Origin of the sequence: Myxococcus sp. NMCA1, from assembly GCF_026810205.1 — a bacterium.
GTDB classification, from domain to species: Bacteria; Myxococcota; Myxococcia; order Myxococcales; family Myxococcaceae; genus Myxococcus; species Myxococcus xanthus_A.
In genome coordinates, this window is record NZ_CP113950.1 from 7021021 (window position 1) to 7034107 (window position 13087).

Genomic DNA, 13087 nt, shown 5'->3' on the forward strand with positions numbered 1-13087 from the left:
CCGAGGTTCACCTTGCCGCGCATGAGCCACGTCGAGGCGTCGCTGCCGGACCATGCCCGCGCCATCATCGCCGAGGAAGAGGCCTTGCTGGCCCGTGTTCAGTCCACGCTGGAAGTCGCGCGGCGCAAGTCCGCACGCGGACAGGACACGCAAGGACTTGTCGCCCAGTTGCAGGTGCTGCGGGACGACGCCTCCACCGCGGCCGTGGCGGACCTGCCGCACATCTTCGCGCAGATGAACCAGATGCGCTCTCTCATGGAACGCCAGGAGGGCGTGAAGCTTCCGGACCCACAGGCCCCCTATTTCGCGCACCTGCGCCTCAATGGCGAAGGCGGCCCGCGCGACTACCTGCTGGGCCGCACCACGTTCGCGGACGTGGGCGCTGGCGTGCGCGTCATCGACTGGCGCTTCGCGCCCGTGGCCCGTGTCTTCTATTGCTACGAGGAAGGCGACGACTACGAGGAGTACTTCGGTGAGCGGCTCGCCGAGGGCAGCGTGGAGACACGCCGGCTGGTCATCATCGAGCGAGGCGTGTTGACGCGCATCATCTCCGGCGCGCTGGTGCTGGAGCGCTTGGCGGACGGCGCGTGGCGCAGCGTGAGCCGCGACTTCTCCACCCTTCAGTCGGGCGGCGCGGGGACGGCAGCGCGGCCGGAGTTCCTGGGCACCGGCAAGGGCGCGCGCCGCATCGAGGATGCCTTTGGCGTCACCGCCATGCTGGACGCCGAGCAGTACGAGGCCGTCAGCACCGGCCCGGACCGGCCGCTGCTGGTGCTGGGCAGCGCGGGCAGTGGAAAGACGACCGTGGCGCTGCACCGGCTGGCGAAGCTGGCCTTCGACGACCCGCGGACGTTCCCCCAGGCCCGCATGAAGCTCATCGTCCCGGAAGAAGGGCTGGCGCGGCTGTCCCGCCGGCTGCTGGCGCCGCTGGGCCTGGGCAACGTGGCCGTGCAGACGCGGGATGCCTGGCTGCTCGCCACCGCGCGCTCCGCCTTCAACGTGCCCGGCATCAAGCTGTGGAATGACACGCCGCCGCTGGTGTCCCGCCTCAAGCGCCACCCCACCCTGCGGCGCGCGTTGGCCGCCCGGGTGGGCGTGCCAAAGACAGACGCGGGCACCACGTTGGAGCGGCTGCGCACGCGGATGGCGGACGCGTACATGGACCGGCGCTTCCTGGAGAGCGTGGTCACCGCCGCCAAGGGTGAGATTCCTCGCACCGCCATCGACGAGACGCTGGAGCACACGCGCCTCCAGCTCGCCACGCCGCTGTCCAAGGTGCTCAAGGACATCACCGACGCGGAGCGGCTCATCACCGTGGATGGGCGCTCCATCGAGGACGACACGCCGGACGCCATGGCCGGCACGGTGGACCTGGACGACCTGCCCGTCCTGATGTTCCTCAAGGCCCAGCACTCCTCGCTGGGCCTGGAGCGGCTGGCGCACGTGGTACTGGACGAGGCCGAGGACTTCTCCCTCTTCGAGCTCTTCGCCGTCCGCCAGTTGCTGGGCAAGGGCAAGAGCTGCACGCTCGCGGGCGACGAGATGCAGCAGACGGACGCGGGCTTCGCGGGCTGGCCCGCCGTCCTCAACGAGCTCGACATCCGCGACGCCGCCACCTGCCGACTCCAGGTCTCCTACCGGTGCCCCCGGCCCGTGGTGGAGCTGGCGCGGCAGGTGCTGGGCGCGCAGGCCCCGGAGGCCGCCGCCACCGGCCGCGCGGGCGCTCCGGTGGGCTTCCACCACTTCCCCGACGAGGCCCAGGCGCAGCTCTTCATCGGCGAGGCGCTCCGGGACCTCGTCGCCCGCGAGCCCCACGCCTCCGTGGGCGTCATCGCCAGCAGCCCGGAGTCCGCGCAGGCCATCTACCGCGTCGTCGCCGACCAGCCCTGGGCGCGGCTGGTGAGCGACGGCGAGTTCACCTTCGAGCCCGGCGTGGACGTCACCGACGTGGGCAGCGTGAAGGGCCTGGAGTTCGACTACGTCATCCTCCCGGACGCGACGGCGCGGGCCTACCCGGTGGACGACGAGTCACGCCGCCGCCTGCACGTGGCGGTGACGCGCACCTCCCATCAGCTGTGGGTGGTGTCCTCCGGCGTGCGCTCTCACCTGGTCACGCCGGGTGGCGCGGCAGCTCCACGGTGAAGGTGGAGCCCTGGCCGGGCACGCTCTCCACGAGGATGCGGCCCTCCATGGCGTCCACAATCTGCTTCACGATCCACAGGCCCAGCCCCAGCCCGCCATAGTGCCGCTCGCTGGCCAGCCGCTCGAAGCGCTGGAAGAGGCGCGCGCGCCCCTCCGGCGGAATGCCCACGCCCTGGTCCTTCACCGACAGACAGGCGCGCGACGCATCCGCCCCCACCCGCACTTCAATGGGGCGGCCCCGGCCGTACTTGATGGCGTTGGAGAGCAGGTTCTGCAGCACCTGCTCCAGCCGCAGCCGGTCCCAATGGCCGGTGGCGGCGCCCCCCGCGTCCAGGTGCAGCGCACAGCCCGCGCGCGCCAGGTCCTCGGTGAAGCGGGGCACCACCTCGCGGGTGAGCGCGGCCAGGTCCAGGTCCTCGCGCTCCAGCCGCAGCCGCCCCGCGGTGATGCGGGACACGTCCAGCAGCTCGCGCACCAGGCTCGACAGGCGGGAGACCTGCCGCTGCACCGCCACCACCTTCGTGGAGAGCGCCTCCGGTGACGCGGGGCCATTGCTGGCGCGCGGCTCCATTTCGCGCCGCAACGCCTGGATGTTGAGCATGAGCGAGGTCAGCGGCGTGTTGAGCTCGTGAGACGCCACGGACAGGAACGAGTCACGGGCGCGCACAGCCTCCTGCGCCTCCGTGTAGAGCCGGCCGTTGTCCAGCGAGGTGGCGGCGCGGCGGGCCAGGTCTTCCGCCAGCCGCACGTCCGCCTCCGTGTACCTGCGCCGGGACTCCGAATTGAGCAGCGTGAGCGCCCCCAGCACCCGGCCCCGGCTGATGAGCGGGACGATGATGTACGCGCTGATGCCCAGCGCCTCCACGGCCCGCCGGTACGCCGAGCTGCCCCCCTGGGCGGCGACGAGCATGGCGGGAAAGTCCGGGGTGAACTCGGTGACGCCGGTACGCAGCACCTTGCCGATACCCGCCGCGTCCTCCAGGCGGATGGGATAGCGCGACTGGAAGTCCTGCGCGGGCGCCACCATCTCCTGCCTGGAGAAGGCGGCGGCGGCACGGCGCACCTGCCCATCCGGCATGGGGAGGTCCACCGAGCACGCGTCCGCCAGGATGGGAACGGCGAGGTGAGCCATGCGCTGCAGGATGAGGTCGTGCTCCAGGGACGACGCCAGCACCTCGCTGGCCTGGGCCAGGAAGGCCGCGTGCCGCTGCGCCCGGCGCATCTCGTCGTAGAGGGCCCGAAGCGTCGCCTCCTGCTTCTTCTCCGCGCTGATGTCCCGAGAGAACAGGACGACCCGCTCATGGACGCGAAACAACCGTTTCACGAACCAGCGGTCCTGGGGCTCGGTATGGCATTCGAACTCGGCGGATTCGCCCGTCCGGGCCACCTGGCGGAAGCGCTCCTGGAAGGAACGTTCCGTCCACTCCGGGTGCAGTTCCCAGAGCCTCCGGCCGAGCAGCTCCTGGCGCGGCCGGCCCAGGTGCCGCTCCAGCGAGGGATTCACATGGACACAGACTGCGTCCAGCGAGCAGACCACGACCGCTTCCGGCATCTGGTCCAGCAGGGCGGTATCCAGCCCGCTGGCGTCCGACCCGCCGTGGCTGGCGCCACCAGGGTCCTGTCCGGTCGAGAGTGAGTCCACGCGGTCGGTGTGAGAACGGGCCAAGGCGATGTACCTGCCGCTTAACATTTCCGCCGCGCCCACCCCACTGTCACGCGCCGGAAATCTGCAAGGCAGCCGACATTCTCACAGCTCGGGGGAAACGCCCTTCCCGCCCCCGCGGCGTGCCGGGCGCGCTCGCGGAGGCACTGTCCGGAGGTGGACAGTCTCACCGCCCGCCCGGGAGCGCGCTCAGGGCGACTGGAGGCCTTGGCGCCAGGCCTCGCGGCGGCGCTCCTGGGCTTCCCGCCGGTCGAGCGCGTCCTGCTCCTGCGCCGGCAGCTCCGCCAGCCGCGTGCGGTGCATGTTGATGCTCAGCTCGTAGAGCCCGCGGTCCCGCTCCGGCAGCACGTCATTGAACCGGGACAACACCTCGGTGGAGAAGGTGATGAAGTCCTCGGACACCTGACGGCGGTGGCCGTAGTACTCGCGAATCTGCTCCACCGTGGCGTCGGCGGACAGCACCTTGCCGTAGAGCTCGTTCCAGCGGCGGGACTCCGATTCGCGGCGCTCCAGTTCGGCCGGGTCCTGCGTGGGCGCGCCCATCCGCCAGTAGAGGTTGTCGGGCAGCTTCGCGCGAATCACCTGCAGGTCCACCGGGTGCACCTTCGGCACGTTGTCGTCCGGCACTTCCTCGGGCGGCCGCGTCAGGTCCAACGGCGGCGGCGTGGCCCGCGGAGGAGGAGGCGGCGTTTGCGCCACGGAATGCGGCGCCATGGACGTGGCGGCCTGCTTGACGACGGCGGGCGACTCCGGCGTCACCGGCTCCGTGTCCTGGCGAAGCGCGTACACCAGCGCCGCCACCACGAGGCCCGTCGCCACGACAAGGCCGGGCAGGCCCTTCCTCCATGCATTCACGGCCATGCTGCTCCGAATACCGCGCACGGCGTGGGCGCGGCAACCACCCACCACGAGATAGCGCAACGCATTACATCAGATGCCGCAATGCGTCGCATCCTTGGCGCAACGCAGCACCCGCGTCCCGCTCGTCGGGAACGTGAAACAACCACAATCCTCCTGACTCTGATGCAACGCCATTGTATACACGGTTTTCCCAACTAAACCCGGAGGTCCCCGAATGAAGAACCTGGTCCTGGCTGGACTCACAGCCGCCGCGCTCGTGCCCGCAGCCGCACGCGCGGAGGTGGTGATGTCCTCCATCGTCGACGTGCTGGTGGACGGTGGCAACAACTACAACTGGCAGAAGGTGGAGCTGCCGGGAACCAAGTGTGGCAATGGCTCCCAGTTCAAGTTCTGGGTGCACCGCACGGGTTCGCCCAACCTGATGTTCCTGTTCGAGGGTGGCGGCGCGTGCTGGGATTATGACACGTGTAGCGGCCGCGCGGGCCAGCTGGGCGCCGCCAATCCGAACGGCATCGCCGACGACTACATCACCCAGTTCACGGCCAAGTACGTGTCGCCGCTCGTCAACGGCGCGGACCCGGGCCTGCCGGGGCGCAGCAAGACGGACCTGGTGACGAAGGGTTGGAACATCGTCTACGTGCCGTACTGCACCGGTGACGTGCACGTGGGCAACAACGTGGCCACCTACGTCGATTCGACGGGGCAGAACCCGCCGCTGACGTGGCACCACAACGGCTACACCAACACGCTGGCGGTGGCGAACTACGCGAAGACGCAGTTCCCCAACGTCCAGAAGATGCTGATGACGGGCTACAGCGCGGGTGGCACGGCGACGGCGGCCGGCTACTACTTCCTGCGCAAGGCCATCAACCCGGCGCGTGGCTACCTGCTCAACGACTCCGGCCCCATCTTCCTGGCGCCCAACGCGAACTTCCGCTCGCGCGCGCTGCACGACAAGATTCGCCAGTCGTGGGACCTGAACTCCGTCTTCTCCCTGCTGCCGGGCACGTTCAGCCAGAGCGACTTCGGCACCATCAACCGCATGGTGGCGCAGGAGTTCCCCAACGACCAGTTGGCCTACACGGGCTACTCGCGCGACTACAACTACTCGCGCTTCTCCTATGAGCGATTCCACACGCCCAACGACAAGGAGTCCGTGCTGGGCCACTGGAAGCAGGACCAGGACGCGCTGGTCACCGAGCTGAACAAGTACAACAACTTCAGCTATTTCATCCCGCACGAGCGCGCCATCAACGCCAGCCACTGCAGCACCATCATCACCTTCATCGGCGCGCACGCCTGCCAGCAGATGGAGAAGAAGCGCCACTGGTACGAGTACATGGAGTTCCCGTGGAGCCAGACGTACAAGTGCTACAGCGAGTTCGTGGGCATGGACACGTTCCTGTCGCGGTGGATCAACGGCAACCAGCGCATCCGCATCTACGAGCCCGCCAACGGCTACAACGCCGAGGACCCGGGCATGCAGATTGTCGCGCCGCTCATCAACGGCGCGCTGGGCGGGTAGCCACCGTCTGACGCCGGGCCTGGCCCGGTGACGCCACACCTGGAGCGGGACGTCGGGGATTCCCGGCGTCCCGCTTCGCCGTTTCAGGAGCCGGGCGAATGGCGCCTCTCCTGCCGCTGGCCACGCGGCCCGTGGGGCGATAGACGAAGCCACGCCATGGACAACCTCACCCACGGACTGCTCGGGCTCGCCATTGGCGCCATGCGCAGGCCCGACGTGCGCCCCGGCGCCCCGGAGCGCGCCTCCCCCACGGACCGCGCGGTGCTGGTGGCGTCGGTGCTCGCCGCGGAGCTGCCGGACCTGGACACCCTGCTGGCGCGCGGTGACGCGGTGACGGTGGCGCTCCAGGCCCACCGGGGGCTGTCCCACGCGTTGGTCGCCGCGCCGCTGGTGGCGCTCACCGCCACGCTGGCCGCCCGCGCCTGCTTCCGCGGCGCGCGGCTGGCGCCCGTGTTCCTCACCAGCCTGGCCTCCGTCGTCTTCGCGCACCTCTTGCCCGACTTGTGGACGGGCTGGGGGACGCGGGTGCTGCTGCCCTTCTCCGACAGCCGCCTGAGCCTGGACTGGACGATGGTGGTGGACCCCTGGGTGACGCTGCCGCTGCTCGCCGGAGCCATCCTGGCCTGGCGCCGGCGCGCGGACTGGCGACGGACGCTGCTCTGGGGCGCGGCCTGCTCCGTGGCATACGTGGGCTTCCGCGTGGCCACCTGGGCCGTGCTGACGCAGCGGGTAGAAGCGGCCTACCCCGCCGCGCAGGCCGTGCGTGTCTTTCCCCTGCCCTTCTCCGTGGGCACGTGGCGCTACGTGGCCACCCTGCCCGGTGACGTCTTCGCCGCGGGAGATGTCCCCTTGCTGGGTCCACCGTCGGAGGCCCGGCGCGCGCAGGCTTTCGGTAGCATGCTGCCGGAGGACGTGCAGGCCGTGCCGACGGTGCGCGAGGCGCTCGCCTGGGCCCGCTTCCCGCTCGTCCACGTGGAGCCGCTAGCCGAAGGAGGCCGGAAGGTGCGCATCGCCGACCTGCGCTACCACCTGCGCGGCGAGCCGACGCTGGCCTTCGTCATCCACCTGGACGCGTCCAACGCGGTGACCCACGCGCAGTTGGAGCGCGGTGGCAGCGCCAGCGAGCTGCTGCGCAGGTGGCGGGGCACTGACACCGCGGCGCCCTGAAGAAACACGAAGGCCCCGGCGGAGGCACGCAGCGCCCACCGGGGCCCGGACTTCAAGCCCGAGCGCCGCTCAGGTGAGGCCCGGCAGCTCCCCCGTGTAATCGGGGTTGCCGAACGTATTCACATTCACGCCGAAGGCCCGGGCAATGGACACCAGCAGCTTGTTGTGCGCCACGGCGCCACGCAGCGGCGTGCCGGGGCCCGTCCAGCCGCCCAGCGGGTTGGAGCCCGCGGCGCGCACGCGCAGGAAGCGGCCCATGCGGAAGCGGCCGCCCGCCCCGCCCGCGAGCACGGTGGGGACGCGCACGTTCATGTGGCCGGACGCGTCGCCCAGTTCGTTGCCCCAGTAGATGAGCGTGTTGTCCAGCGCGGTGCCGCTGCCCTCCGGGATGGCGGCCAACTGCGTCATCAGGTAGGCCAGCTGCTCGGCGTACCAGCGCTGCACCTGCACCATCTTCCCGCGGATGGTGGTCCGGCGGGGCTCCTCCTGCACGTCGAGCAGGTGGGCGATGTCGTTGTGTGTGTCCTCGTGGATGCCCAGCCAGGGCATGGACGGCCCCGGAATCGTCATGGAGACGACGCGCGTCAGGTCACACGCGAAGGCGCGCGCGATGAGGTCCATGTGCAGCCGCGTCAGCGCCGGCATGTTGTTGAGGTTGCCCAGGCCGCCCAGACCGTAGGACGGCGGCGCGGCGCCGCCACTGCAAGCGGCCTCGCCGGACTGCTGCTTGGGGAGCGGCGCCGGGTCCATGGCCAGCGCCCCCAGACGCCGCTCGATGTCGCGCAGCGCCTCCAGGTGCGTCTCCAGCTTCTGGCGCTCGGCGCCCGCCAGGCGGTTGCGCAGGCGCGTGGCGTCCTTCATCAGGAAGTCCAGCAGGCTCTTGCGGCGCGCCCGGTTGCTCGCCACCTGCGCCGGGTCGGCGGTCGGCGAGGGCGCGTCACCGAAGAGGCGCTGGTACACGTTGGCCGGGTCGCGCTCGAAGGGGACGCGCGAGCCGTTCGCCGTGAAGCTGATGCTGTTGTAGACGTGCTGGCCACCGAACTGCTCCCAGGCGTTGAGCTGCAGGGAGCGGAAGCGCGTGCCACCACCGATGTGGTTGCCCAGCACCTGGTCCAGCGAGGCGCTCTCCGGCAGGTGGTCCCCGCTGCCGGTGTTGACCTTGCTTCCGGTGAGGAACGTCACCGGGCCGCCTTCATGGCCCGTCAGGCCCTGCTCGTAGAGGACCTGGTAGTCCAGGCCGTCCAGCACCAGGAGCTTGTCCCGGTGTTCTTGGAGCGGCGCGAGCATGGAGTTGGGGAAGTCGAGCGTGAAGTTCGTCTCCGAGCCCTGGGGATTCCAGAGCTCCGGGAGGCAGCCGTGCGAGGTGAACAGGGCCACGAAGCGCAGCGGCGGCGTGGTGCCCTGGGCATAGGCGTCGGTGGTGCCGAGCAGGTTGGCCAAGGGGAGCGCCGCCGTCGAGCCGGCCAGCGCCTGGAGCAGGGAGCGTCGGGAAAGTTCGCGGAGCATGGGGGCTACTCGGGGGAAGAGGTACGCCGGTGGACGAAATACGGGGAGCGCACGAGGCCAACGAGTGCATCGCCCATGCGCCACTCCGGGTTGGCCCGGAACATGGACCGCATGTCGGCCAGCATGTGCTCGTCGACGGGGGCCTCGTCACGTCCCATGGCGAAGCGGAAGAGCTGGAGCGGCACGCAGTCCCCCACGTCGTCGCTGGTCGCCAGCACGCGCGCCAGCGCCGCGGCGCCCGTGAAGGGGACCGTCCCCGTGGAGAGCTCCACGGCGCCGGAGGCATCCACCGCCAGGCCGTTCTCCACCGTGCGGTGCTTGCCCAGGCCGTCGAAGTCCTCGAAGCCGAAGCCGATGGGGTCCAGGGTCCGGTGGCAGCCCGCGCACGTCGGATTGTTGGTGTGGGCGGCGAAGCGTTCGCGCGTGGTGCGGTCCAGCACCGGCTCCGGCGGGATGATGGAGATGGTCGCCGGCGGCGGCGGCACCTCGCGGCACAGCAGGCGGTGCATGATGAACTTGCCCCGGCGGATGGGCGAGCTGGAGTCGAAGAGCGCGTAGGTGGCCAGCACGCTGGCGTGGGTGAGGATGCCCGCGCGCTCGGACGGCAGCGGCAGCCGGCCCAGCGTGCCGTCCGGCATGGAGGGCTGGGTGCCGTAGAAGTACGCCATGCGCGCGTCGGCGTAGGTGTAGTCGGCGTTGAGCAGCTCGCGAACCGAGCCGTTGCGCTCCTTCAGGATGTGGTTGATGAAGGCCCGCGTCTCCGCCTGGCTGGAGACCTTGAAGGCCGCGCTGAAGACCGGGAACACCTGGTTGTTCTTGGTGAGGTTGGCCTGGCCGGTGATGCCAATCCACTCCTCGACGAAGCGGTACAGGTGCCTCTGCGCCGCGGGCGTGGCCAGCAGCCGGCGGGCGTGCTTCTCACGCTCGTCCGGAGCGTCGAGCTGGCCCGCCTCGGCCGCGGCCAGCAGCTCCGCGTCGGCGGGGCCGGCGGTGATGGCGAAGGCCAGCGCGGTGGCGACTTCATGCGGCGTCATCCGCACCACCTGGTTGGCGCCGGCCCCCTCCGCGCCCAGCTCGGTGCGGTACAGGAAGGAGGCCGAGGAGAAGATGCCCTGGAGCACCATGCGGGCCCCGGTGCCCGGGTCCGTCCCCCTGCTCGACTCCTGCCACAGCACCAGGAAGTCGGCGACCTCGTCGTCGGTGACGGGCCGGCGGTAGGCGTGCGAGGCGATGCCGCGGATGAACTTCTCCGCGCACTCCAGCTCCGGAACGTCCGCCGCGCACGTCCAGTCCGCGCGCAGCTGGACCTTGCCGTACTCCGCGAGGTTGTTGGCGGCCACGTCAATCTGGTCCGCCAGCAAGGACGTGACCTGCAGCCGGTCATGGGTGGAGAACCCGAGGATGGTGTCCTCCGGCGCGAAGGCGTACGTCATCACCAGCGGCACCGTCGTGGGGAAGATGGCATTGACGCTGTTGTCGTACTCCGCACGCGTCATGCGCCGCACACGCGTCGCCGAAGCCTCGTCGACTTCAGGAGGCGTCCCCCCTGGCGGGGTTTTGTCGGAAGAGCACGACGCTGCTGACAGCAGCAAGGCCGCGGAAACAGAGAAACGGAAGAGTCGCATACGCAAGGCACCCTCGGACCAGCCACCCCCAGATTGGCCCCCTCTGAAGTGCTGGCTGGCGGACGATTCTAACCGCTTCACCAACACGGTCCGTCACGATTCTAGCGCGGCGCTTCAACGCCCCTGAGCGTCCAGGCGAGCTGCGGGATTGCGCTCGGATTGGCTCCAAACGCCAGCGAATGCAAGGAATGCAGAATATACTGGCCACACAGCCGCCTACGTTGCCGCTGTTTGTCTTCTGGGTGCGAGAGGACTCCGGGTGCGCGAGCACACCGCGTTGACATCAGCGCGCGTGGTGCTCCACGCCCTTCGGACCGGCCACCACCAGGTCCGTGGTGAGGTTCAGGAACAAGCCGTGGCCCACGATTCCCGCGCGCGCGCCCAGGCTCGCGGCCAGCGACGCGGGCGCGTCGATGGGACCGAAGGCACAGTCGAGCACGAGGTTGCCCTGGTCCGTGAGGAAGGGCTCGCCGCCAGCGCCGTGCCGGACGGTGACGCGAGCGCCAAGCGATTCGAGGAAACGCGCCTGGGAGCGCCAGCCGAAGGACAGCACCTCCACCGGCACCGGCCAGTGCGTGCCCAGCACGGGGGACAGCTTTCCCGCGTCCACCACGATGACGACGCGCCGGCTTGCTTGCGCGACGATCTTCTCGCGCAGCAGCGCGCCACCACCGCCCTTGATGAGGGACAGGTCCGGCGCCACTTCGTCCGCGCCGTCGATGGTGACGTCCAGCACGGGGTGCGCGTCCAGCGTCGACACGGGCACGCCCAGCGAGCGAGCCAGCGCCTCCGTGGCGCGCGAGGTGGGCACGCCCACGATGTCCAGCAGCCGCCCCTGCGCGCGCAGCGCGGCCAGCCGATGGACGGCGAAGGCCGCGGTGCTGCCCGTGCCCAGCCCCACCACCATGCCCGACTGGAGGAAGCCGTCCACCGCCCATTCGGCGGCGGCTTGTTTGTAGCGGGCCGTCGCCGCGCCGTCGTCCTGCTGGCTCATGACGGAAGCGTAGCGCGGCGGCGCGCGGTGGCTGCGGGTCCCCGCGCGCGATGTCCCGTGCTGGACGGCGAACGGCTCAGAGGCCCTTGGAGTCCCCTCGGGGCCCCCACGGCCCTGGCTCATCCGGCAACGCGGCGCCATCCAGGAAGCGGTACAGCACCGCGTCGTAGCCCCCCGCGCTGGGGAAGCTGGACGTCTGCCCCAAGGTGTAGCCCACCAGATAGACGGCGCCGTCCTCCGCGGTGGCCACGCCCTGGCCACGGTCCGCCGACGCGGAGCCCACCTGCCGGAAATCCAGCCACGTGCCATGGCTGTCGTAGGTGGCCAGGAACATGTCGGTGCTCCCGAGCGACGGTTCGCCACCCATGGCACCGGAGGTGAATCCCGCCAGGTAGACACGGCCCTCCTTGCCCACCGCCACTGACTGCGCGTAGTCGGTGGTCGCCGTGCCAATCTGCCGCGTCCAATGCCAGTTGCCTTGGGTGTCGTACTTCACCAGCACGGCGTCATAGGAGCCCAGGCGGGCGTTCCCCTCCAGCGCGCCCGACGTGTAGCCCGACACGTAGACGCTGCCGTCGTCCGCCACCGCGACGCCGGTGCCGAACTCGTCATGCGAGGAGCCGAGCTGGCGAACCCACTGCGGCTCACCCAGGACGCTGTACTTCGTCAGGAACAGGTCCACCGTGTTGCCCGGGTTCGTCACGCCGTCCAGGCTGCCGTAGGTGTAGCCCGTGACGAAGACGTCCTCGTTGGGGCTCACGGCCACGCCCAGCGCCACGTCACTGCGCGCGGAGCCGTACTGGCGCAGCCAGTAGGGATTGCCGCCCGTGTCGAACTTGGCCACCACCACGTCGTAGTTGCCTTGCGGCGCCGAGCCATCGAAGCGCCCCAGTGAATAGCCACTGACGAAGACGACGTCATGCGACGCCAGCCGCGTGGCGGCGATGCCCGTGGCGTAGTCATCCGTGGCGGTGCCGAACTGCCGGACCCACTGGAAGGCCCCCTTCGCGTCGTACTTCGCCACGAACAAGTCCGTGCCGCCGGCGTTCTCGTAGAAGCTGAAGCTGCCCCACGTGTAGCCCGCGACGTAGACGTTGCCGGCTTCATCCGCGGACACCGCGAGCGCACGGTCATTCGCGGACGTTCCCAGCTGCCGCGTCCACAGCAGCGCGCCCGAGGCGTCGTACTTCGAAACGTAGGCGTCCTGTCCCCCCGCCGAGGGCTCCGCGCCGAGCTGCCCGCTGGTGTAGCCCGCCGTATAGACGGCGTTGCCCGAGGTCGTGACGGCCTGTGCCAGTTCGTCCTGCGGGCCGCCGGACTGGTGCACCCAACTGGTGACCTGCTGCAGCGGAGGCGCCTTCGCGATTGAGGCCCCGGGAAGACTCAGCAGCGCCCATCCACCCAGGACTCCGCACGCGCTCCACCGCTGCCAACCACGAACCATGGGCGACTCCTCGGGATGAAAATCTCGCCCGCACTCTACGCAGCCAGCAGGCGTTGAGAATCCCGAACGACGACGTCCCTGATAGGGAAACATGTGACGCGGCGTGTTGGCACCGCGTCACTTGAGACTGCGCGTGAAACACAAACCCGGCTACTCCGGA

9 protein-coding genes are annotated in these 13087 nt (G+C 70.0%); 3 read left to right on the top strand and 6 right to left on the bottom strand.

The genetic code is table 11. From position 1 onward, the window contains the following. The first annotated feature begins 21 nt into the window (after window positions 1-21). Window positions 22-2142 (top strand): ATP-binding domain-containing protein, encoded by a 2121-nt coding sequence (locus OZ403_RS28905; RefSeq protein WP_268782296.1) that lies wholly within the window; start codon window positions 22-24, stop codon window positions 2140-2142. On the opposite strand, the gene OZ403_RS28910 is transcribed toward OZ403_RS28905, so the two are convergent. Both OZ403_RS28910 and OZ403_RS28915 read right to left on the bottom strand, forming a co-directional pair. Continuing rightward, window positions 2111-3832, bottom strand: coding sequence for a PAS domain-containing sensor histidine kinase (locus tag OZ403_RS28910; protein WP_328285473.1), 1722 nt, complete (start codon window positions 3830-3832; stop codon window positions 2111-2113). The genes OZ403_RS28905 and OZ403_RS28910 overlap by 32 nt on opposite strands. 162 nt (window positions 3833-3994) lie before the next feature. Next, on the bottom strand, window positions 3995-4666 hold the full coding sequence (locus tag OZ403_RS28915) for a hypothetical protein (RefSeq protein ID WP_268782298.1): 672 nt from the start codon (window positions 4664-4666) through the stop codon (window positions 3995-3997). Between the two features lie 214 nt (window positions 4667-4880). Between OZ403_RS28915 and OZ403_RS28920 the strand changes: the two genes are divergently transcribed. Further along, window positions 4881-6191 carry a pectin acetylesterase-family hydrolase gene (locus OZ403_RS28920; RefSeq protein WP_140794538.1) on the top strand — a complete coding sequence of 437 codons (1311 nt, stop codon included), beginning with the start codon at window positions 4881-4883 and terminating at the stop codon, window positions 6189-6191. 156 nt (window positions 6192-6347) lie between these two features. Next, a complete protein-coding gene (locus OZ403_RS28925) occupies window positions 6348-7358 on the top strand; it encodes a metal-dependent hydrolase (RefSeq protein ID WP_140794539.1) in 1011 nt (336 codons plus the stop codon). Window positions 7359-7427: 69 nt separating this feature from the next. Here the strand turns inward: OZ403_RS28925 and OZ403_RS28930 are convergent, their stop codons facing one another. The 4 genes from OZ403_RS28930 to OZ403_RS28945 all read right to left on the bottom strand — a co-directional run bounded on the left by OZ403_RS28930 (window position 7428) and on the right by OZ403_RS28945 (window position 12927). After that, window positions 7428-8864 carry a DUF1552 domain-containing protein gene (locus tag OZ403_RS28930; RefSeq protein WP_268782299.1) on the bottom strand — a complete coding sequence of 479 codons (1437 nt, stop codon included), beginning with the start codon at window positions 8862-8864 and terminating at the stop codon, window positions 7428-7430. 5 nt (window positions 8865-8869) lie between these two features. Continuing rightward, on the bottom strand, window positions 8870-10576 hold the full coding sequence (locus OZ403_RS28935) for a DUF1592 domain-containing protein (RefSeq protein WP_140794541.1): 1707 nt from the start codon (window positions 10574-10576) through the stop codon (window positions 8870-8872). A gap of 196 nt (window positions 10577-10772) precedes the next feature. After that, the gene (rpiA, locus tag OZ403_RS28940; protein ID WP_140794542.1) at window positions 10773-11483 is read right to left on the bottom strand and encodes a ribose-5-phosphate isomerase RpiA; all 711 of its coding nucleotides are present in this window, start codon (window positions 11481-11483) and stop codon (window positions 10773-10775) included. 76 nt (window positions 11484-11559) lie between these two features. Then, complete coding sequence (locus OZ403_RS28945; RefSeq protein WP_237077519.1) at window positions 11560-12927, bottom strand: SBBP repeat-containing protein; 1368 nt, start codon at window positions 12925-12927, stop codon at window positions 11560-11562. Window positions 12928-13087 lie beyond the last annotated feature (160 nt).